Origin of the sequence: Mesorhizobium metallidurans STM 2683, assembly GCF_000350085.1 — a bacterium.
GTDB lineage: Bacteria > Pseudomonadota > Alphaproteobacteria > Rhizobiales > Rhizobiaceae > Mesorhizobium > Mesorhizobium metallidurans.
The window spans coordinates 78,992-101,545 of the sequence record NZ_CAUM01000150.1 but is presented as its reverse complement, the minus strand read 5'-3'; the positions used below and the strand labels follow the sequence as shown (position 1 = coordinate 101,545).

Below are 22,554 nucleotides of genomic sequence, written 5' to 3'. Positions count from 1 at the left end.
GAATATTGACCGCAAACGCCGGAAGCCTGCAATACCCGCAAGCAAATAATTTCATTGTCAGGCAAAATTCGCCGCGTGGAACAAACAGTTAACTCAACGTAAAATCGGCTTGACAATTCCAGAATTCGGACTGAATTTATGAAAAAAATTTCACTCTCTTGAAAGAGGGCAGCGGGCGGCCAGTTCGGAGCCGGCGGCTGGAAAGGGGAGAAACCAATGGCCGACCTGCAGCAGCGCATTGAAGCGCTGTATCGTTCCGATGTGCGCGGCGCCGCGCTCCTGATCATCTGCCTGTGGGCGACGATCCTCTTCGTTCTTTTCATGACATGGCCATACATCCCGGACAGCGGGATCAAACTCGTCGTCGCGATCGCGGCCGCCGCCGTGCTGATCTTCAACACCGCCGCCATCATGGCGATGGTCAAGCACTACAAGGAAGACAAGGACTTCATCTACGGGCTCGATATCAAGAACGCCGATGCGTTCCACAACCGCAAGTCCTGAGGGGGAAGAGATGTCGCGCTACACACCACCGGTGCAAAGCAAGGCCGGGCAAGTCTTCGATATCGTCGTCGTCGTGGTGGCCATCTTCGTGGCGCTGTGGCTGCCGCTGAAGCTCGGGCTGGCAGGAGCGGCAAAATCCATCGATGCGCTCGAGACCAAGACCTGGGAAGCGCTGGGACAGAACCCAACCATGGCCTCGATCTGGGAAAAGCTCGGCTACACGCCGGAGACCGCGCACGACATCATCCAGAACCGCTTCCACTACATAATCGACTGGCCGACGCTGATCATCATGGCCGCGGTTCTGATCGGCTATTTCGTCTTCCTGTTCCGCGCATCCGACCGCGAATATCGCGACGTCATCAACGAAAAGTTCGAAGACAAGTAATCCGGGGGACGCATCATGTGGGTGGCACTCTCTTACGCATGCTGGGGCATCTCGATCGTGCTCGCGCTGTGGATGCTCTACGACTGGTTCAAGGTCGACACGACCTATTCCGAAGAGGTGCTGACCTCGTCGCGGGAAGGTGAACTTGAAGCCGTGTCCGAAAAACACCGGATCTGAGTGGGGACCGAACAATGACGATCGCGCTTGAACCGGCAGTGCATGGCGACAGGGTCTCGCTGCTCAGGGTGCTCGGCCCTGCCCATGTCTGGGCATTGGGTGTCGGCATCGTCCTGGTCGGCGAATTCACCGGCTGGAATTTTTCGGCAGACAAGGGCGGCGCGCTCGCCGCGCTGATCGTCTGCTGGATCGTCGGACTGCTCTACACCTCGGTGGCGATGATCGATTCCGAGGTGACCTCGACCGTCGCGGCGGCCGGCGGCCAGTATGCGCAGGCCAAGCACATTGTCGGGCCGCTGATGGCGTTCAACGTCGCGCTGTTCCTGGTGTTCGCCTATACGATGCTCGAAGTGTCGGACGCCATCCTGCTCGGCGACACCATCGTTGCCAAGGCGGGTGTCGATGGGCTCACCCACAATTCCTTCATCGCCGCCACTATCGTCGTGCTGGCATGGCTCAACTACCGCGGCGTGCTGATGACGCTGAACGTCAATTTCATCATCACCGCAATTGCCTATATCTCGATCGTCATCCTGTTCTTCTCGGTCAGCCCGTGGACGCAAGGCGCGGTGCTGAAGCTGAACGAGCTGGTGACCCCCGGCAATGCGCTGCCCTACGGCTGGATCGGCGTGATCGCCGCCTTCCAGTTCGGCATCTGGTACTATCTTGGCATCGAGGGCACCACCCAGGCCGCCGAGGAAGTGCGCTCGCCGGCGCGCTCGCTGCCCTACGGCACGATGGCCGGCATGATCACGCTTCTGATCGCCGCCGCGATGACCTGGTATGTCTGCGCCTCGCTGATGCCGTGGGAATACCTTGGCATCACCTACTATCCGCTGTGGGACGCGGGCAAACTGACCGGCAGCCCGCTGCTCGAGAATCTGCTGTTCATCGCGACGCTGCTGGCTGCAATTGCTTCGGCCAATGGCTGCATCAACGATGCCGCGCGCGCCTGGTTCTCGCTCGGCCGCGACCGTTATCTGCCGAGCTGGTTCTCGGCGGTGCATCCAAGATATCGCACGCCCTACCGCTCGATCCTGTTCCTGCTGCCGATCGCGCTCGCCTTCGCCTTCATCGCCGACCTCAACCAGGCAATCACTTTCTCGATCCTGTCGGGCGTGCTGCAATACACCTTCATGAGCATCAACATCATGATGTTCCGGAAGAAGTGGCCGCTCGGCTCGATCCGCCGCGGCTACACGCACCCCTTCCACCCGCTGCCGGCGATCGTGTTGTTCTGCCTGTGCGTGGTCACCTTCTTTGCCATCTTCCTCGGCTTCGGCTCGCAGCTGATCGCCATGGTCGCCTTCTATTTCCTGATCTCGCTATGGTTCCATTTCTACCGCTACAAATTCGTGCGCCGAGGCGACCAATTCACCATGCCGTGGCCGAAACCGCAGGGCTATTAGAGCGCCGCGTGTCCAATTGGGCACGCAAAGGACGCTCTAACAGCTTCTAAACTTGCGCATGGTCCTTTCCGGAAACAGAGTTTCCAGGGCCATGCGCTGAACGAGAAGATGAGGGCTCGCCCCAAGGCAGGGCGAGCCGCTGCATGACGGGATGTCTGAAGTGACGTCAGCATTACTCGTCGGGGCCGTCGCCCTGGCGCTCATCCCCCACCTCGCCTGGCTTGCGCGCGCCAGCCGTAACAGGGCTTCGGCCGCCCTTGCCGCTGAAGAAGCCAGCGTTCACGCCGTGATCAAGGACGCTGCCAATGTGTCCGACGGCACCGCTGGCGTCGTCACCTGGACCGGCTCCTGGAACGACCGGCGCGTGCAGGCGCGCACCATCGTCGACACGCTGGCGACGCGAAAGCTTCCGGCGCGTTGGCTCAGTGTCTCGATCACCGAAAAGGTCGCGGTATCCGGCACCTTGGACATGATGATGCGGCCGGGTTCGCCGACTACATTCTCCAATTTCGATCATCTTGACCACACGGTGCCGAAGGCCGCCGGATTCCCCAGCGAGGCGGTGCTGCGGACGGATCGAAAAGGCGTCCGTTTCCCTCTGGACGTCATCGCCAGCCATCTCGATATCTTTGCCGAGGGCCGCGCCAAGGAACTGTTGATCACGCCGAACGGCGTACGCATTGTCTGGCTGCTGGCGGAGGCCGAGCGGGCGCGCTACGGCGTGTTCCGGCAGGCGGATTTCGGCAACGCCAGGCTCGATCCCTTACTGATCGAGAGGCTGCTTTTATCCGCGTCGGCGCTTCGCGATGCCATCAACCAGAATGAACGGCAAGCCGCATGACCAGTTTCAGCGTCCGGCCGGCAAATCCGTACCTCGTTCTCGCCGCGGCGATCGTCTTGCCGGCGAGCGGGCATGTCATTCTGGGCTTGCCGGTGCGCGGTTTGCGGTTCCTTTTTTTCATGGTGATCCTGGCATGGGTGACGGTCAGGATCGCACCGCCCGATGCCAGCTTCATCGGCCGCCATGCCGGCGGCTTCCTGATCTATGCCTTGTCGATCCTGGATGCCTACAGGATGGCGCGCATCCGCTATGCGCAATGGGTTCACAGCGTCCGCGGCGACCGCGATAGCGCGAGCAGCGGCATTGAGCCGCACACGTAACTAGAGGAATATTTTTTTCATATGATTGAATTCCAAACACTCATTCGGTACATCATCTCTTAGCTAGAAACGCCGGGAGGCTGACATGTGTGGAATCGTCGGACTTTTCTTGAAGGACAAGGCGCTGGAGCCCAAGCTTGGCGCGATGCTTTCGGAGATGCTGATCTCGCTCAGCGACCGCGGTCCCGATAGCGCCGGCATCGCCATCTACGGCGCGCCGACCGGCAACGAGGCCAAGATCACCGTCCAGTCGGCGAAGCCGGAACGCGATTTCCGCGGTCTCGATACCGAGCTCGCCAAGGCCATCGGCGTGCCGGTGAGCGTGGCGGTAAAGTCGACGCATGCGGTTGTCAGGACCAAGCCCGACAAGATCGACGAGGCGCGTGAGGCCATCCAGGCGCTGAGGCCCGACATCCGCATCATGGGCGCCGGCGACGTGGTGGAGATCTACAAGGAAGTCGGCCTGCCGGAAGCCGTCGTCGAGCGTTTCGACGTCCGCCACATGACCGGCACGCACGGCATCGGCCATACCCGCATGGCGACCGAATCGGCTGTCACAACGATGGGCGCGCATCCGTTCTCGACCGGCGCCGACCAGTGCCTGGTGCACAATGGCTCGCTCTCCAACCACAACAATGTCCGGCGCGAGCTGGTCCGCGAAGGCATGACATTCGAGACCGAGAACGACACCGAAGTGGCGGCCGCCTATCTCTCCTCGCAGATGGCGCACGGCAAGAATCTCGGCGAGGCGCTGGAAGGCACGCTCAGCGATCTCGACGGCTTCTTCACCTTCGTCGTCGGCACCAAGAACGGCTTCGGCGTGGTGCGCGATCCGATCGCCTGCAAGCCCGCGGTGATGGCCGAGACGGACCAGTATGTCGCCTTCGGTTCGGAATATCGCGCGCTCACCAAACTGCCCGGCATAGACAATGCGAGGGTCTGGGAACCCGAGCCCGCGACCGTCTATTTCTGGGAGCATTGAGCTGATGCCGGCAACCAAGCTTTCAAAGACGGCAGCGCGCGATAATGCATCGCAGGTCTTCGACCTCGACGCGATGTCGCTGCGCGAGCTCAATCAGGCGCTTCACAAGCTGACGCCCGGCTCGAACGAAACGGCATGGGAGGTGCTGAACCCGAAAGGCAGCCACTCCGTCGCCGTCGGCGTCGACCAGCCGGTCACCATCGATGTGCGCGGCAGCGTCGGCTATTATTGCGGCGGCATGAACGATGGCGCCGCGATTACTGTCCACGGCTCGGCCGGGCCGGGCGTCGGCGAGAACATGATGTCGGGCTCGATCACCATCAAGGGTGACGCCAGCCAATATGCCGGCGCCACCGGCCGCGGCGGGCTGCTGGTCATCGAGGGCAATGCCTCGTCGCGCTGCGGCATCTCGATGAAAGGCATCGACATTGTCGTGCGCGGCAATATCGGCCACATGTCGGCCTTCATGGCGCAGTCGGGCAATCTGGTGGTGCTGGGCGATGCCGGCGATGCGCTGGGCGATTCCATCTACGAGGCGCGGCTGTTCGTGCGCGGCAAGGTCGACAGCCTTGGCGCCGACTGCATCGCCAAGGAGATGCGGGCAGAACATTTGGAACTGCTGCAGGGTTTGCTCGACCGCGCCGGCGTGACCGGCGTCAAGCCGGCTGAGTTCAAGCGCTACGGCTCGGCGCGCACGCTCTACAATTTCAATATCGACAATGCCGACGCATATTGAGGCAAAATGACTTATCGCAACCCGCCGACGACGCCGCGCAAATCCGCGACCTTCGACGACTACACGCTTTCCGAGATCCGCCGCGCCGCGGCGACCGGCATCTATGATATCAGGGGCGCCGGCGCCAAGCGCAAGCTGCCGCATTTCGACGACCTTCTGTTCCTCGGCGCTTCGATCTCGCGCTACCCGCTCGAAGGCTATCGCGAGCGCTGCGACACCAGCGTCGTGCTCGGTTCGCGCTATGCGAAAAAACCGATCGAATTGAAAATCCCGATCACCATTGCCGGCATGAGCTTCGGCTCGCTGTCCGGCCCGGCCAAGGAAGCGCTCGGCCGTGGCGCGACGCTCTCGGGCACCTCGACCACCACCGGCGACGGCGGCATGACCGAGGAAGAGCGCGGCCATTCCAAGATGCTGGTCTACCAATATCTGCCGTCGCGCTATGGCATGAACCCGCGCGATTTGCGCCGCGCCGATGCGATCGAGGTGGTGGTCGGCCAGGGCGCCAAGCCCGGCGGCGGCGGCATGCTGCTCGGCCAGAAAATCTCCGACCGCGTCGCCGAAATGCGCACGCTGCCGAAAGGCATCGACCAGCGCTCGGCCTCGCGCCACCCCGACTGGACGGGGCCGGACGACCTCGAGATCAAGATCCTCGAACTGCGCGAGATCACCGACTGGGAAAAGCCGATCTACGTCAAGGTCGGCGGCGCGCGGCCCTATTACGACACCGCGCTTGCGGTGAAATCGGGCGCCGATGTTGTCGTCGTCGACGGCATGCAGGGCGGCACCGCCGCAACTCAGGAAGTGTTCATCGAAAATGTCGGCCAGCCGACGCTTGCCTGTATCAGGCCGGCGGTGCAGGCGCTGCAGGATCTCGGCATGCACCGGAAGGTGCAGCTGATCGTCTCCGGCGGTATCCGCAACGGCGCCGACGTCGCCAAGGCGCTGGCGCTCGGCGTCGACGCGGTGTCGATCGGCACGGCAGCGCTTGTCGCGCTCGGCGACAACGACCCGCGCTGGGAAGCGGAATACAACGAACTCGGCACCACCGCCGGCGCCTATGACGACTGGCATGAAGGACGCGACCCGGCCGGCATCACCACGCAGGATCCCGAGCTAATGAAACGGGTCGATCCGATTGCGGCCGGACGAAGGCTGGCGAATTATCTTAAGGTGATGACACTTGAGGCTCAGACAATCGCCCGCGCCTGCGGCAAGAACAGCCTGCACAATCTCGAGCCGGAGGATCTTGTCGCCCTGACGATCGAAGCCGCCGCCATGGCCGGTGTGCCGCTGGCCGGCACCAACTGGATACCGGGCAAGAACGGCTTCTAAGACAAACCAAAATGCCAGTAAGCGAGGAACTATAATGGGGAACGATCTCGCCGCCTTCGCCAAGGAGAAGGGCGTCAAATATTTCATGATATCCTACACCGACCTGTTCGGTGGGCAGCGCGCCAAGCTGGTGCCAGCGCAGGCGATCCCCGACATGCAGCGGGACGGTGCCGGCTTTGCCGGCTTTGCCACCTGGCTCGACCTGACGCCGGCGCATCCCGACATGCTGGCGGTGCCGGATCCGGCCTCGGTGATCCAGTTGCCTTGGAAGCCCGAAGTCGCCTGGGTCGCCGCCAACTGCATCATGGACGACAAATCGGTCGAGCAGGCGCCGCGCAACACGCTGAAGCGGCTGATTGCCGAGGCGGCTGGCGACGGCATGCACATCAAGACCGGCGTCGAGGCCGAATTCTTCCTGATCTCGCCGGACGGCAAGACGATTTCCGACGAATACGATACCGCGTCGAAGCCCTGCTACGACCAGCAGGCGGTGATGCGCCGCTATGACGTCATCGCCGAGATCTGCGACCACATGCTGGCGCTCGGCTGGGGCGCCTACCAGAACGACCATGAGGACGCCAACGGCCAGTTCGAGATGAACTGGGCCTTCGATGATGCGCTGGCGACCGCCGACAAGCATTCCTTCTTTAAATTCATGGTGAAGTCGGTTGCCGAAAAGCACGGCCTGCGCGCAACCTTCATGCCGAAACCGTTCCAGGGCCTGACCGGCAATGGCTGCCATGCGCATATCTCGGTGTGGGACAAAGACGGCAAGACCAATGTCTTTGCCGACAATGCGATGGAACTCGGCCTGTCGGCCAAGGGCCGGAATTTCCTCGGCGGCATCATGAAACATGCCTCCGCGCTTGCCGCCATCACCAACCCGACGGTGAATTCTTACAAGCGCATCAACGCGCCGCGCACCATCTCCGGCGCCACCTGGGCGCCGAACACGGTGACCTGGACCGGCAACAACCGCACCCACATGGTGCGCGTGCCCGGCCCCGGCCGCTTCGAGTTGCGCCTGCCGGACGGCGCGGCAAACCCCTATCTGCTGCAGGCCGTCATCATCGCCGCCGGCCTCGACGGCGTCCGCTCGAAGGCCGATCCCGGCCGGCGCTACGACATCGACATGTACCAGTTCGGCCATACGGTCGAAGGGGCGCCGAAGCTGCCGCTCAACCTGCTCGACGCATTGCGCGAGTTTGACAACGACAAATCGCTCAAGGCGGCGCTGGGTGAGGAATTCTCGTCGGCCTATCTAAAGCTGAAGCACCAGGAATGGAATTCCTATGCTTCCCACTTCACCCAGTGGGAGCGCGACCACACGCTCGACATCTGATCCGGAATTGTTGCACGCCCGGCGCGAAACAGGTTCATGAAATACTCGATCTTCTCCCTCGCCCGGGCGGCATTTTCCGGCCACAAGAACTGGCAGCGCACCTGGCGCGACGCCAGCCCGAAGAGCCACTACGACGTGGTGATCATCGGCGGCGGCGGCCATGGCCTGGCGACGGCATGGTTCCTCGCCAGCGAATACGGCATCAGGAATGTCGCGGTGCTGGAAAAGGGCTGGATCGGCTCCGGCAATGCCGGCCGCAACACCACCATCATCCGCTCCAATTACGGGCTGCCCGGCAATACCGGTTTCTACGAGCTGTCGATGAAGCTGTGGGAACGGATGGAGCAGGACCTCAACTACAACACCATGGTCAGCCAGCGCGGCGTCATCAACCTCTATCATTCCGACGCGCAGCGCGACGCCTATGCCAGGCGCGGCAATACGATGCGCATCAACGGCATCGATGCGGAGCTGCTTGACCTTGCCGCGGTCAAGAAGATGATGCCGTTCCTGAACTTCGACAATGCGCGCTTCCCCGTGCAGGGCGGGCTGCTGCAGCGGCGCGGCGGCACGGCGCGGCATGACGCCGTGGTCTGGGGCTATGCCCATGCGGCGAGCGCGCTCGGCGTCGACATCATCCAGAACTGCGAGGTCACCGGTTTTGTCAGAGATGCCAATGGCAAGGTGACCGGCGTCGAGACATCGCGCGGCAGGATCGGCGCCGGCAAGGTCGGCATGGCCGTCGCCGGCAGTTCATCGCGCGTCGCCTCGATGGCGGGACTGCGCCTGCCGATCGAAAGCCATGTGCTGCAGGCCTTTGTCTCCGAGGCGATCAAGCCGCTTTTGCCCAACGTCATGACCTTTGGCGCCGGCCATTTCTACGTCAGCCAGTCCGACAAGGGCGGGCTGGTCTTCGGCGGCGACATAGACGGCTACAATTCCTATGCCCAGCGCGGCAACATGCCTGTGATGGAGGATGTCTGCGAGGGCGGCATGGCGCTGATGCCGATGATCGGCCGTGTGCGGCTGCTGCGCCAGTGGGGCGGCGTCATGGACATGTCGATGGACGGCACGCCGATCATCGACAAGACGCCGGTGGACGGGCTCTACCTCAACGCCGGCTGGTGCTATGGCGGCTTCAAGGCGACGCCGGGCTCCGGCTTTGTCTTTGCCCATCTTCTGGCGCGCGATGAATCGCACGAGGAAGCCGCAAGGTTCCGCCTCGACCGATTCCGGCGCGGCGCGATGATCGATGAAAAGGGCGTCGGCGCCCAACCGAACCTGCACTGAGGACGGCCGGGAAATCATGCGTATTGTCTGTCCTTTCTGCGGCGAACGAGAACTCGGCGAGTTCACCTATCTCGGCGACGCCAAGCCGCGACGCCCGGCGGCGGATGCCGGCGAAGATGCCGTCTATGACTATGTCTATCTGCGCGACAACATCGCCGGCGTGATGAGCGAGCACTGGTATCATGGCGGCGGCTGCCGGACCTGGCTGAAGATCGACCGCAACACGCTGACGCATGAGATTTCTTCGGTCGAGCCGGCGACGGGTGCTGGGGCGAGGCAGGTTGCGAAATGAATATTCCTGTCCAGGTCAGCGCTGCCCCTCACCTGCCTGCCGGCATCCTCTCCCCGTATAGTGACGGGGAGAGGGGCGCTGGCCGCAACCTCGGCGCGCTTCCTGAAGGCGTCCTTCTCCCCGTCACTATACGGGGAGAAGTGCCCGGTCCACCCTCCGCAGCTGCAGCGCAGCTGCTGCGGAGGACGGGCAGGGCGATGAGGGGCAGCGTAACCGTCTCGCATTTCATCGAACTCACGGAAGGCCGGCAATCGTGAGTTCCAACCAATCCCATCGCCTCCCATCCGGCGGCCTCATCGACCGCTCGGCGTCGCTGAATTTCCGTTTCGACGGCAAGACTTTTTCCGGCTTCCAGGGCGACACACTGGCTTCGGCGCTCGTCGCCAATGGCGTCAAGCTGGTCGGCCGCTCGTTCAAATATCATCGCCCGCGCGGTATCCTGACCGCAGGTTCGGAAGAACCCAACGCACTGGTTGAATTGCGGACAGGCGCGCGGCGCGAGCCGAACACCAAAGCGACCACGGCGGAACTCTATGAAGGATTGGAAGCCGCCAGCCAAAACCGCTGGCCTTCGCTGCGTCACGACCTGATGGCGGTCAACCAGCTGTTCGCTCCGATCTTCGTCGCCGGCTTCTACTACAAGACCTTCATGTGGCCGGCGAAATTCTGGGAAGCGATCTATGAGCCGGCTATCCGCCGCGCCGCCGGTCTAGGCCGCGCCGCCGGTGTTGCCGACCCCGACCATTACGACAAGGCCTGGGCGCATTGCGATGTGCTGATCGCCGGCTCCGGCCCGGCCGGACTGGCGGCCGCACTTGCCGCCGGCCGCTTCGGCGCCCGCGTCATCCTGTGCGAGGAGGATTTTGCGCTTGGCGGGCGGCTGCTGTCGGATGGCGGCACTATCGACGGCATGCCGGCGGCCGAATGGATTTCGCGCACGCTGGCGGAACTTGCGGCACTCCCCGACGTCCGCATCATGACCCGCACGACGCTGTTCGGTGTCTATGACGGCGGCACCTATGGCGCGCTGGAGCGCGTCAACGACCACCTGCCCTCGCCGCCGGAACACCAGGTGCGTCAGCGGCTGTGGCGGATCGTGGCCAAGCGCTGCGTGGTCGCCGCCGGAGCCATCGAACGGCCGATCGTCTTTGCCGGCAACGACACGCCCGGCGTGATGATGGCGTCCGGAATGCGGACCTATCTCGAGCGCTATGCGGCAACGCCGGCAAAACGCGCCGCGCTGTTCACCAATAATGAGGATGGCTGGCGCACGGTCGAAACCGCGCTTGGCGCGGGATTGCAGATCGCGGCGGTCGTCGATGCACGGCCTGATGTATCCCCTGCTCACCGCTCGCTCGCCTCGAAAAGCGGTTTCCCCGTGCTGAACGGTTCGGTCAGCGCAGTCGATGGCGGCAAGGACGGCGTCAGGAGGATCGCGGTGTCGCTGACGGGTGGCGCACGCGCTGAAGTCGAGGCCGACGGGCTCGCCGTCTCGGGCGGCTGGAACCCGGCGGTCGGGCTGACCTCCTACCATCGCGGCCGGCCGAAATGGCAGGAAGATATCGCGGCCTTCGTGCCGGATGGCGCTCCGCCGGGCATGGTTGCGGCGGGTGCCGCCAACGGCGCCTTCAGCCTCGGCGCCTGCCTGCGCGAAGGCTTTGCCGCAGGCGCGCAAGCGGCGCGGGATGCCGGGCGCAGCGGCAAGGCAGGCTCGGCGCCTGTCGCCGAGGATGAGGCGTTCTCGCTCACGCCGCTCTGGCATGTCGTCGGCAAGGGCAAGGCCTTTGTCGACCAGCAGCACGATGTCACCGCTTCCGACATCGAGCTGGCGCATCGCGAGGGTTTTGAATCGGTCGAGCATCTGAAGCGCTACACGACACTCGGCATGGCAACCGACCAGGGCAAGACCTCGAACGTCGCCGGCCTCGCCATCATGGCTGCCGTGTCAGGTAAATCCATTCCCGAGACCGGCACGACGATCTACCGGCCGCCCTTTGTGCCGGTTGCCATCGGCGCCTTCGCCGGCCATCACCGCGACGAAAATTTCCATGCGACCCGGCTGACGCCGTCGCATCACTGGGCGGCCGAACAGGGCGCGATCTTCGTCGACACCGGCCTCTGGAAGCGCGCGCAGTGGTATCCGCGCGCCGGCGAGAAGGACTGGCTGGAATCCGTCACCCGCGAGGTCAAGGCGGTGCGTGGCGGCGTCGGCTTCTGCGACGTCTCGACGCTCGGCAAGATCGATGTGCACGGTCCCGATGCCGGCGCCTTCCTCGACCGCGTCTACATCAACACCTTCTCAAATCTCGCTGTCGGCAAGGCCCGCTACGGGCTGATGCTGCGCGAGGACGGCATGGTCTATGACGACGGCACCACGTCGCGGCTGGCCGAGGACCATTATTTCCTGACCACTACCACCGCCAAGGCCGGGCCGGTGATGCAGCATCTCGAATTCTGCCGCCAGGTGCTGTTCCCTGAACTCGACGTACAGCTCACATCGGTCTCCGACCAATGGGCGCAGTTCTCGATCGCCGGACCCAAGACGCGTGATCTGCTCCGGGAGATGGTCGATCCGGCCGAGGATCTGTCGAACGAAGGCTTTCCCTTCATGGGCGCGCGCGAAGTGGCGCTGCGCGGCGGCATCAAGGCGCGGCTGTTTCGCATCTCCTTCTCCGGCGAGATGGCGTTCGAGATTTCCGTGCCGGCCCGCCATGGCGACGCGCTGGTCCGAAATCTGATGCAGGCCGGCAAACAATTTGGGGTGACGCCCTACGGCACCGAAGCGCTCGGCGTGATGCGCATCGAAAAGGGCCATGTCGCCGGGCCGGAATTGAGCGGCACCACAACCGCAGCCGATCTCGGCTTGGGCAAGATGATGTCGACCAAGAAGGATTTCATCGGCCGCGTCATGGCCGGGCGCGAGGCGCTGGTGGCAGCGGATCGGCAGGTCGTCGTCGGCATCAAGCCGACGGACAAGGCAAGCCGCCTGCGCTCCGGCGCGCATATCATTCCGAAGGGTGAGATTCCCGGTCCGGGCAACGACCAGGGCTACGTTACCTCCGTCTGTTTCTCGCCGATGCTCGACCAGTGGATCGGGCTCGGGCTGGTCGAACGCGGCCGCGAACGCATCGGCGAGATCGTCCATGCGCATGATCCGCTGCGCGGCGAGGACTATGATGTCGAACTCTGCAATCCCGTCTTCTACGATCCGGAAGGAGGGCGCCAGCGTGGCTGACTTTTCCTGGGCTTCCCGCAGTCCGCTGGAGCACGCTCTTGCCACCGGCGTCCACGGCGCGCGCGGTATCGAGGCCGGCGTTTCTTTGACCGAGATCCGCAATTTCGAGCTGATCCAGGTCATGGCGCGGCGCGGCAAATGGGCCGAACTGGCAAAGGCCGCCAAAACGCGTTTCGGAGTGGCAGCTCCGGAGGCGCCCAAAGCCATCCAGGCCAAGGACGCCGCGCTGATCTGGTCGGGCCCGCACCAGTTCCTAGTGCTGTCGAAGAACGGCAAGCACACGATGAACACGCTGGCGCCGGCGTTCTCCGGCCCCGCCTCGCTGTCAGACCAGTCGCACGCACGCGCCCTGATCAGCATCTCCGGAGCCAAGGCGCGCACCATGCTCGCCAAGCTGTCGTCGCTCGATCTGCACCCGGCGGTATTCCCGGTTGGTGCTGCGGCCGCGACCTCGATCGACCATACCAGCGTCACGCTCTGGCGCGGCGGCGACCAGCCGGATGGGCAGGCTGTGTTCAACCTTCTGGTGTTTGCGACCTTCGCCGAAAGCCTGTGGCACACGATGCTCGACGCTGCCGCCGAATACGGCATCGACATCCGATACTCCGAGGAATTGGCGTAGCTTTCATTCGCGCCGGCGACGAGTGGCCGACACCTTCGCCTTGCCAAATCCGGGCTTGCTGCCTATTCTTGCTGCTAAAATAATTTCACGTACAGGCAAACTTGTTTCTCAAGATTCAGAGTCGAGATGAGCCAGTCGCCCTACCCCGCCGTTGCAGCCGGACCACCCCGGCCAAGCCTGATTCTGCGGCCCGGCCAGATCGCGTTGCCGCCGGGCATGGAGCGCTATACGATCCAGGGCAACGAGGCGGTGCTCATCGAGGTCGAGGCCGGCGACACGATTACGGTGCGCAATGTCGAGGGCGGGCAGGCTTGCGAACTGCTGGCCTGTGACAAGACCGGCGTCACCGATCCCGGCATCTTCGGTGAAAAATCGAACAGCAATGCCGCCGGCATCAAGGCGTTGCTGGCGGAGGGCGACGACAGTCTCGCCTCCGTCCGCCGCGGGCTCGAGCGCCGGCAGGTGCGGCTTGATCATGCCAGGGCCGTGCGTGTCTTCGGCAGTGTCACCCCAGCCGGCACCGAACAGGGCTTTACCGTCGCCCGCGATGGCGCGATGCTGATCGCCGCGCCGGGCGGCCCGATGCTGGTCGACGGCCACGACACGGCGACACCGCTCAGCGTCATCGTGCGGCGCGCCACCATCCGTCCGGCGGCGAAGTCGCAGCTCGGCGATCCGCTGGCCGATCCGGTGCTCGATCTCAGGGTTCATTCGGCAACGGCTGAATCCTATTTCGTCAAGGCTGGCGACTATCTGCAGATCATCGATGTCGACGGGCGCCAGTGCACCGACTTCCAGTGCTTTTCGGCGCGCAAGCTGGACAAGGGCCGCGACCATCCGCTCGACGTGACGACGACCCGCACGCTGATGGGGTCAAGCTATCCGATGCCAGGCCTGCATTCGAAATACTATGACCAGGACATGGAGCCGCTGGTCGAGGTGGTGCAGGACACATGCGGCCGGCACGATGCCTTCGCGCTCGCCTGCGCGGCCAAATATTACGACGACATCGGCTATCCCGGTCACACCAACTGCTCGGAGAATTTCAACAAGGCGCTGTCGGATAAAGGGGTAACTCCCCGCGCGGGCTGGATGGCGATCAACTTCTTCTTCAACACGGCGATCGACGCGCATGGCGTGATGGTGTCCGACGAGCCATGGTCGCGGCCGGGCGACTATGTGCTGCTGCGGGCGCTCACCGACATCGTCTGCGTTTCCTCCGCCTGCCCCGACGACACGACGCCGGCCAATGGCTGGAACCTGACCGACATCCATGTGCGCACCTATTCCGGCCAGCACAAATTCTCGCGAGCGATCGCCAGACGCATGACGCCCGATTCGGAACCGAAAATGACCCGCGAGACAGCCTTTCATTCGAGCTTCGCCAAGCACACGCGCAACTTCGTCGAATACAGGGGCTACTGGCTGGCCAATTCCTTCGCCAAGGAAGGGCCAATCGCCGAATACTGGGCCTGCCGGCAGGACGCCGTGATCATGGACCTGTCGCCGCTGCGCAAATTCGAGGTCACCGGCCCGGATTCGGAAGCGCTGCTGCAATACACGCTGACCCGCGACGTCAAGAAGCTCGGTGTCGGCCAGGTCGTCTATTCGGCGATGTGCTACGAGCATGGCGGTATGATCGACGACGGCACGCTGCTGCGCCTCGGCAAGGACAATTTCCGCTGGGTCGGCGGCGACGATCTCTCCGGCGAATGGCTGCGCGAAACGGCAACGAAGCTCGGCGGCCTCAACGTCTTGGTGCGCTCGTCCACCGACCAGATGCACAATGTGGCCGTGCAAGGGCCTAAGAGCCGCGACATCCTGCGGGAGGTGATCTGGACCTCGCCGCTGCAGCCGTCGATCGACGAGCTCGAATGGTTCCGCTTCGCTGTCGCCCGCATAGGCGGCGGCAATGGCATCCCGGTCGTCGTCTCGCGCACCGGCTACACCGGCGAACTCGGCTACGAGGTCTGGTGCCACCCGCGCGACGCCGAAAAAGTGTTCGACGCCATCTGGGAGGCCGGCCAGCCGCATGGGTTGAAGCCGATGGGCCTGCAGGCGCTCGACATGGTGCGCATCGAGGCCGGGCTGATCTTCGCCGGCTATGAATTTTCCGACCAGACCGATCCGTTCGAGGCCGGCATCGGCTTTACCGTGCCGCTGAAGACCAAGACCGACGATTTCATCGGCCGCGAGGCGCTGATAAGGCGCAAGGAACATCCACAGACAAAGCTGGTCGGCCTCGACATCGACGCCAATGCAGCCGTCGGCCATGGCGACTGCGTGCATGTCGGCCGCGCCCAGATCGGCGTCGTCACCTCGGGCATGCGTTCACCGGTGCTGAACAAGAACATCGCGCTGGCGAGGCTCGATGTGACCCATGCGGCCACCGGCACCGAGGTCGAGATCGGCAAGCTCGACGGGCATGCCAAGCGGCTGCCGGCGCGCGTGGTCGGCTTCGCGCATTACGACCCACAGAAGACCAGGCCGCGTTCCTGACGGCAGCATCCCAGACGTGCAATGGTTTGTCGGCGGTGCTGGCCGGCCGGGTAGCAATGTGTTTCGCAAGCGTGATGTGCATAGGCTCACAAAACGCTTGACGTGAAAGCGCGGCGGATCAATCTTCACTGCCAAGAAAAAAATGCGACTGAGTGGAAACACAGGAGTCGTTGAGATCATGTGACGATGAAGCCTCGCACAGTCGGGGCCTTCGCTACGGGGAACAGCAAATGGGGAAGCCAAACACATGAGCACGATAACGACTGCCGTGGAGTTGCCTGTCGAAAGCAGGCTGCTTAGGCACATCGACTGGCGCGGCGCCTTCTGGGTGGCAAGCGGCGTTCCTGCCCTCGTCCTGTTTTCGATCGGCGGCATTGCCGGCACCACCGGCACGCTGGCCTTCGCGATCTGGATCGCGTCCATGATCATGGGCTTCCTGCAATCCTTCACCTATGCGGAAATCGCCGGCCTGTTTCCGAACAAGTCCGGCGGCGCCTCGATCTACGGCGCCACCGCCTGGTTGCGCTATTCCAAGTTCATTGCGCCGCTTTCGGTGTGGTGCAACTGGTTCGCGTGGTCGCCGGTGCTGTCGCTCGGCTGTTCGATCGCCGCCGCCTATATCCTCAACGCGCTGGCGCCAGTGCCGCTGTTCACCGACACCTCGCCGGAAGTGGCCGCCTATATCGCGGCGCATGCAGGAACGAGCGCTGCCGATGCGATTGCGGCGGTGACTGCGGCAGCCACGCCCGCGATCCGCAACTGGACGCTCTACGGTCACACGCTGGGGCCGGTCTCCTTCACCTTCAACGCCACCTTCTTCATCGGCGCGCTGCTGATGCTGATCATCTTCTCCATCCAGCATCGCGGCATCCTGGGCACGGCCAATGTGCAGAAATATATCGGCCTGCTGGTCATCATCCCGATGCTGATCGTCGGCCTGGTGCCGATCTTCACCGGCCAGATCAACTGGGCGAATTTTTCGCCGCTGGTGCCGCTGGCGGCCGCCTATGCGCCGGAGCCCGGGGCTTGGAACATCGCCGGCTGGACGCTCGTGCTCGGCGGCATGTTCATCGCGGCGTGGTCGACCTACGGTTTTGAGACCGCCGTCTGCTACACGTCGGAGTTCAAGAACCCCGGCACCGACACGTTCAAGGCGATCTTCTATTCCGGCCTGCTCTGCATGCTGCTGTTCATCCTGGTGCCGTTCACCTTCCAGGGCGTGCTCGGCCTCAACGGCATGCTGGCCACGCCGATCGTCGACGGCTCCGGTGTGGCCGACGCGCTGGCCGGAATGGTTGGTGGCGGACAGCTTATCCACAGCCTGCTGGTGATGCTGATGATCCTGGCGCTGGTGCTGTGCATCATGACGGCCATGGCCGGCTCCTCGCGCACGCTCTACCAGGGTTCGGTCGACGGCTGGCTGCCGCGCTATCTCAGCCACGTCAACGAGCATGGCGCGCCGACACGGGCGATGTGGACCGACCTGATCTTCAACCTGATCGTACTGGCCATCGCTTCGGCCGACGCGACGAGCTTCTTCTTCATCCTCGCCGTATCGAATTGCGGCTACATCATCTTCAACTTCCTCAACCTCAATGCTGGCTGGATCCACCGCATCGACAACGGCCATATCGCGCGGCCATGGCGCGCGCCGAGCTGGCTGCTCGGCATCGGAGCGATCTTCGCCTATGTCAATGCGATCTTCATGGGTGCGGGCGCCAAGGTCTGGAACCCGATGGCGCTGTGGGCGGGGCTGATCACCGCAGCGCTGATCATCCCGGTGTTCTGCTTCCGGCATTACATCCAGGACAAGGGTAAATTCCCCGACCATATGCTGGCCGACCTCGGCATGAAGTCGTCGGATCTCAGGGTCAAGAAGGCGGGAATCCTGCCCTATCTGACGCTGATCGCCGGCGTGGTGGTGATGCTGCTCGCCAACTGGTTTTTCGTCATCTGACGGCAGGCTGAATGGATCGGGCGCAGATCGGCGCGCTCGATCCGACCTCCCCTCTGAGCCCACCCTGATAGTATCGGGGTGGGCTTTTTCGTCTCGGTGGTGCCGGATCCAAGTCCGCCAAGTCATGCAGGCCATTGCGTTCCACGACCGGTGCGAATATGCTTGTTGTACGATCGTTCAACAAGCATTTCGCGAGCCCAGATGCAGTGCAATCCCCGCTACGAGATTCTGTTCGAACCGGTGCGCATCGGGCCCGTCACGGCGCCGAACCGTTTCTATCAAGTGCCGCACGCCAGCGGCATGACCAACGCACTGCCGCGGGTGCGCGCGGCCTTCCGTGAGGCCAAGGCCGAGGGCGGATGGGGCGTGATCTGCACCGGCGCCTGTTCGATCGACCCCAGCTCGGACGATGCACCGCTGCCTTTTGCCACGATGTGGGACGGCAACGACATCCGTGCGCATGCGCTGATGACGGAGGCGGTGCACCGCCACGGCGCGCTTGCCGGCGTGGAGCTTTGGCACGGCGGCGCATCGGTGATGAACCGGACAAGCCGCCTGCCTCCGCTGTCGCCATCCGGCATTCCGTGGATGGCCACCCATGTCGGTTTCATGGGCAATCTGCGCCCGAAGACGATGGACAGGGCCGATATACGCGACGTTTTGAAATGCCAGACTGAGGCGGCGCGCAAGGCGCGCACGGCCGGCTTCGACATCGTCTATGTCTATGCCGGCATGGGCTATCTCGGCTACGAATTCCTGCTGCCTGAATATAACAATCGCACCGACTGTTATGGCGGCTCGATCGAGAACCGGGTGCGCTTCGTGCGCGAGATGATCGAAGTCACCAAGGATGCGGTCGGCAAGGATTGCGGCGTCGCCTTGCGGGTAAGCCTCGAGGAACTGCGCGGCAGGCCGGGCCGCAACCAGCTTTCCGAGGCGCACGAACTGGTCGCACTGCTGGCGGACGTGCCGGACCTGTTCGACGTCAAGATGGATTCCAGCCCGACCGACTGTTCGGCATCGCGCTTCACCGGCGAAGGCAGCCATGAGCCGGTGATCGATTTCGTCAAATCGCTGACCAAAAAGCCGGTGGTCGGCGTCGGGCGTTTTACCTCGCCCGACACGATGGTATCGCAAATCAGGCGCGGCGTGCTGGACTTTATCGGCGGCGCGCGGCCTTCGATCGCCGATCCATTCCTGCCGAACAAGATCCGCGAGGGCCGCGAGGCCGAGATCCGCGAATGCATCGGCTGCAACATCTGCATTTCAAGCTGGCACGACGGCGTGCCGGTGCGCTGTACCCAGAACCCGACCGCCGGCGAAGAATGGCGGCGCGGCTGGCATCCCGAGCGCGTCGAGCGCGCCGACACCCCCGAGCGGATTCTGATTGTCGGCGGCGGGCCGGCCGGGCTGGAATGCGCGCTGACGCTCGGCCGTCGCGGCCATGAAGTCACACTCGCCGACAGCAACCGGACCTTCGGCGGGCGGCTGACCTTCGAGAAGACGCTGCCCGGCTTGTCGGCCTGGAACCGCGTCGTCGACTACCGCCTCGCGCGTCTCGACGAGATGAGCAACGTCTCGCTCTATGCCGAGAGCGCGCTTGGCGCGGACGAGATCATCGAGCTTTCGCCGGATCGCGTGGTGCTGGCGACCGGCGCGCGCTGGACAAACATGCTCTATTCCTCGCTGGAGATTCCGGTCGGCCGACTCGACCATCCCGATGTTTTCACTCCCGACGACATCGCCGGCGGCCGGCTTCCCCAGGGGCCGACGCTGGTCTTCGATTTCGACAACTACTATATGGGCGGCGTCCTCACCGAACATCTGGCAGCACACGGCATCCCGGTCAGCTACGTGACGCCGGCAGGCCAAGCTTCGGCGTGGACGATCATGACCAACGAGCTGCCGCTGGTGCATCGGGCGCTGGCGCGACGCAAGGTGGCGGTGACCACGCTGCATCTCTTAAAATCCTTTGACGGCGAGACGGCGACGCTGGCGCATCTGTTCACCGGGGAGGAGACACGCGTGGCTTGCCGCTCGGTGGTGATCGTCGGGTTGAGACTGCCGCGCGGCGAGTTGTTCGAGACGCTGACGGAACGGGCGGACGCTCTTGCGGACGCCGGCATCCGCAGCGTCGATCGCATTGGCGACACGCTGGCTCCGGGCGCCATCACCCATGCGGTCCACAGTGGCCACAAGCTCGCTCGCGAGATCGGCGCAGATATCCGCTGGCAGCCCTACCGCCGCGACACGCCGATCGTCGACGCGGTGGCGGATTTCGACATGCGTACGGCAGCCGAATAGAGCAATTCCAGGAAAAGTGTGAACGGTTTTCCGTTCGGAATTGCGTCAAACAAGGAGTTCTAGGACGCCATGGAACGCATCACGGCACGTCGCAGACCCGGCCGCCCGCAGCGCGAGGTCGGCGGCATCGAACAACGGCCGTGGAAGCAATTGATGCGGCCCTACGCGCCGATCGAGATCCTGTCGGCCGACCAGGTGCAGACCATCCACGATACGGGCCTCACCATCCTCGAGGAAATCGGCATGCGGGTGCTGCAGCCGCAGGCGCGCCAGCTCTATCGCGCCGCCGGCTGCGATGTCGACGAAGGCGAGATGCGGGTGCGCATCGACCGCGCCATGGTCATGGAGCGCATTGCCATGGCGCCCTCATCGTTCGAATTGCGTGCCCGCAATCCGCTAAAGAACGTCAAGGTGGGCGGACGGCACTGCATCCTGTCGTCGGTCGGCGGACCGGCCTATGTCATGGACAATGATCGCGGCCGCCGTCCCGGCACCTACGCCGAGATGTGCGATTACCTGAAGCTGATCCAGTCGTTCAACGTGCTGCACCAGGAAGGAGGCGGGCCGTTCGAGCCGCTCGACCTGCACCAGAACACACGCCACCTCGACCTCTACTATGCCGAGATCACGCTGCTCGACAAGAACTGGCAGCCACAGGCACTGGGCCGCGGACGCGCCATCGACGCGCTGGAGATGGTGGCGATTTCGCTCGGCACGACGCGCGAAAACCTTGCCAAGGAGACGCCTGTCTTCACCGGCATCATCAACACCAACTCGCCGCTGCAACTCGACGAGCCGATGGCCGAAGGGCTGATCGCGCTGGCCGAGCACGGCCAGGTCAATGTCATCACGCCGTTCACGCTGGCCGGAGCGATGAGCCCGGTGACGCTTGCCGGCGCGCTGTCGCAGCAGCATGCCGAGGCGCTGGCCGGCATTGCGCTGACCCAGATCGTGCGTCCCGGCGTGCCGGTGATGTATGGCGGCTTCACCTCCAATGTCGACATGAAGACCGGCGCTCCGGCCTTCGGCACGCCCGAATATACGCAGGCCGCGCAGATCACCGGCCAGCTGTGCCGGCTGATCGGCGTGCCGTTCCGCTCCAGCAACGTCACCGCCGCCAATTCCGTCGACGCGCAGGCGGCCTATGAGAGCGCGATGTCGCTGTGGGGCTGCCTGATGGGCGGCGCCAATCTGGTGCTGCATGCGGCGGGCTGGCTCGGCGGCGGTTTGACGGCGTCGTTCGAGAAACTGGTCATCGACGCCGAGATGCTGCAGATGATGTCGGCCTATTTCGACCCGCCGGTGGTCGATGTCGACACGCTGGCGCTGGAGGCGGTGCGCGAGGTCGGCCCGGCCGGGCACTTCTTCGGCGCCGCGCACACGATGCAGCGCTACGAGCGGGCCTTCTATTCGCCGCTGGTATCCAACTGGGACAATTACGACACCTGGATGGAGCGTGGCCAGGTGACGGCACGAGAGAGGGCCAACGTCGTCTGGAAACGCATGGTCGCCGAATACGAGCAGCCGCCGATCGATCCCGGCATCGACGAGGCGCTGCGCGACTATATGGAGCGCCGCAAGCGTGAGGGCGGCTCGCCGCTGAATTGATTTGAGGTCGTGCCTGGCGCTGACCTTGCAATGTCAACCCCGCAAAGGCCCAACCTGCGCCTCAAGCATCTCGAAGCCGGCGGCTTCGGCGGCTTGCGGCGTCACCACGCTTTCGTCGAGGCACCATTCGAGCCAGAGCCCGTCGACCAGGGCGATGAAATTGCGCGCCAGTGTTGGGGCATCGACATCCCTGCCGCGCGGCAATGCCACCGCCGCGATATCCTCTGCGAGTTCGGCCCGGTAGGCATCATAGAGCTCGCGATGCGCCGCTTTCAGGCGTGGATTGACCGCAATCTCGCCCCATAAAGAGAGCCAGATCAGAAGGTTGTCACGGCTGAAATAGTCGGGCGAGAAATTGGACTGCACCAGGGCGGCGAGCGACGCCTCGGGCGGCCAGTCGGATTTCTCGGCGCGGCGCCGTTTGGCCTCCGCGATCTGGTTGTTGACGCTGGCGTAGAGCGAGGATTTGTAGACCTCGACCAGAAGCCCATCGCGGCCTTCGAAATGGTGGTTGATCAGGCCGCGCGAGACGCCCGCCTCCTTGCAGATGCGATCGACGGTGAAGGCGCCGATGCCACCCACCGAGAGACATCTTGTCGCCGCCTCGATCAGCATGGCGCGGCGCACATCCGGCTGCTCCCGGCTGAAGCGCGGCGGCGTTTTCTTCGCGCCGCGCTTCCTTGTTGTGGGTTGGGCTTCCGTCATAGGCTCCA

Annotated in this window: 19 protein-coding genes; 18 read left to right on the top strand and 1 reads right to left on the bottom strand. The window is 63.8% G+C overall.

What is annotated here, in order from left to right:
• Positions 1–216 precede the first annotated feature (216 nt).
• The 18 genes from MESS2_RS27255 (at position 217) to MESS2_RS27165 (ending at position 21,841) form a co-directional block, all read left to right on the top strand.
• On the top strand, positions 217–504 hold the full coding sequence (locus MESS2_RS27255) for a hypothetical protein (protein ID WP_008877818.1): 288 nt from the start codon (positions 217–219) through the stop codon (positions 502–504).
• Positions 505–514: 10 nt separating this feature from the next.
• Entirely contained in the window at positions 515–892 is a 378-nt protein-coding gene (locus MESS2_RS27250) for a hypothetical protein (protein WP_008877817.1), read from the top strand.
• Between the two features lie 15 nt (positions 893–907).
• On the top strand, positions 908–1,069 hold the full coding sequence (locus tag MESS2_RS31600; RefSeq protein ID WP_008877816.1) for a hypothetical protein: 162 nt from the start codon (positions 908–910) through the stop codon (positions 1,067–1,069).
• 14 nt (positions 1,070–1,083) lie between these two features.
• Positions 1,084–2,478: an APC family permease gene (locus MESS2_RS27240; RefSeq protein WP_008877815.1), complete on the top strand. Its 1,395-nt coding sequence runs from the start codon at positions 1,084–1,086 to the stop codon at positions 2,476–2,478.
• A 151-nt stretch (positions 2,479–2,629) separates the two neighbouring features.
• Complete coding sequence (locus MESS2_RS27235) at positions 2,630–3,319, top strand: hypothetical protein (RefSeq protein WP_040594133.1); 690 nt, start codon at positions 2,630–2,632, stop codon at positions 3,317–3,319.
• The gene (locus MESS2_RS27230) at positions 3,316–3,639 is read left to right on the top strand and encodes a hypothetical protein (RefSeq protein WP_008877813.1); all 324 of its coding nucleotides are present in this window, start codon (positions 3,316–3,318) and stop codon (positions 3,637–3,639) included. Before MESS2_RS27235 ends, MESS2_RS27230 begins: the two co-directional genes overlap by 4 nt.
• An 85-nt stretch (positions 3,640–3,724) precedes the next feature.
• A complete protein-coding gene (locus tag MESS2_RS27225; protein ID WP_008877812.1) occupies positions 3,725–4,621 on the top strand; it encodes a class II glutamine amidotransferase in 897 nt (298 codons plus the stop codon).
• A gap of 4 nt (positions 4,622–4,625) precedes the next feature.
• Positions 4,626–5,357 (top strand): GltB/FmdC/FwdC-like GXGXG domain-containing protein, encoded by a 732-nt coding sequence (locus MESS2_RS27220; protein WP_008877811.1) that lies wholly within the window; start codon positions 4,626–4,628, stop codon positions 5,355–5,357.
• Between the two features lie 6 nt (positions 5,358–5,363).
• The gene (locus tag MESS2_RS27215; protein WP_008877810.1) at positions 5,364–6,692 is read left to right on the top strand and encodes an FMN-binding glutamate synthase family protein; all 1,329 of its coding nucleotides are present in this window, start codon (positions 5,364–5,366) and stop codon (positions 6,690–6,692) included.
• A gap of 34 nt (positions 6,693–6,726) precedes the next feature.
• Complete coding sequence (glnT, locus tag MESS2_RS27210; RefSeq protein WP_008877809.1) at positions 6,727–8,034, top strand: type III glutamate--ammonia ligase; 1,308 nt, start codon at positions 6,727–6,729, stop codon at positions 8,032–8,034.
• A 36-nt stretch (positions 8,035–8,070) separates the two neighbouring features.
• Positions 8,071–9,324, top strand: a complete 1,254-nt coding sequence (locus MESS2_RS27205) for a sarcosine oxidase subunit beta family protein (protein WP_008877808.1) — start codon at positions 8,071–8,073, stop codon at positions 9,322–9,324.
• A gap of 16 nt (positions 9,325–9,340) precedes the next feature.
• Positions 9,341–9,616, top strand: a complete 276-nt coding sequence (locus MESS2_RS27200; protein ID WP_008877807.1) for a sarcosine oxidase subunit delta — start codon at positions 9,341–9,343, stop codon at positions 9,614–9,616.
• Positions 9,617–9,869: 253 nt separating this feature from the next.
• Positions 9,870–12,851: a sarcosine oxidase subunit alpha gene (locus MESS2_RS27190; protein ID WP_008877805.1), complete on the top strand. Its 2,982-nt coding sequence runs from the start codon at positions 9,870–9,872 to the stop codon at positions 12,849–12,851.
• Positions 12,844–13,473 carry a sarcosine oxidase subunit gamma gene (locus MESS2_RS27185; protein WP_008877804.1) on the top strand — a complete coding sequence of 210 codons (630 nt, stop codon included), beginning with the start codon at positions 12,844–12,846 and terminating at the stop codon, positions 13,471–13,473. Before MESS2_RS27190 ends, MESS2_RS27185 begins: the two co-directional genes overlap by 8 nt.
• 126 nt (positions 13,474–13,599) lie before the next feature.
• Positions 13,600–15,972 carry a trimethylamine N-oxide demethylase gene (locus tag MESS2_RS27180; RefSeq protein WP_008877803.1) on the top strand — a complete coding sequence of 791 codons (2,373 nt, stop codon included), beginning with the start codon at positions 13,600–13,602 and terminating at the stop codon, positions 15,970–15,972.
• A 247-nt stretch (positions 15,973–16,219) separates the two neighbouring features.
• Positions 16,220–17,929 (top strand): trimethylamine N-oxide permease, encoded by a 1,710-nt coding sequence (locus MESS2_RS27175; RefSeq protein WP_008877802.1) that lies wholly within the window; start codon positions 16,220–16,222, stop codon positions 17,927–17,929.
• Positions 17,930–18,130: 201 nt separating this feature from the next.
• Complete coding sequence (locus tag MESS2_RS27170; protein ID WP_008877801.1) at positions 18,131–20,233, top strand: oxidoreductase; 2,103 nt, start codon at positions 18,131–18,133, stop codon at positions 20,231–20,233.
• A 69-nt stretch (positions 20,234–20,302) separates the two neighbouring features.
• Positions 20,303–21,841 (top strand): trimethylamine methyltransferase family protein, encoded by a 1,539-nt coding sequence (locus MESS2_RS27165; RefSeq protein ID WP_008877800.1) that lies wholly within the window; start codon positions 20,303–20,305, stop codon positions 21,839–21,841.
• 33 nt (positions 21,842–21,874) lie between these two features.
• Here MESS2_RS27165 and MESS2_RS27160 read toward each other — a convergent pair whose 3' ends face one another.
• Positions 21,875–22,546 (bottom strand): TetR/AcrR family transcriptional regulator, encoded by a 672-nt coding sequence (locus MESS2_RS27160; RefSeq protein WP_008877799.1) that lies wholly within the window; start codon positions 22,544–22,546, stop codon positions 21,875–21,877.
• Between the last annotated feature and the right edge of the window lie 8 nt (positions 22,547–22,554).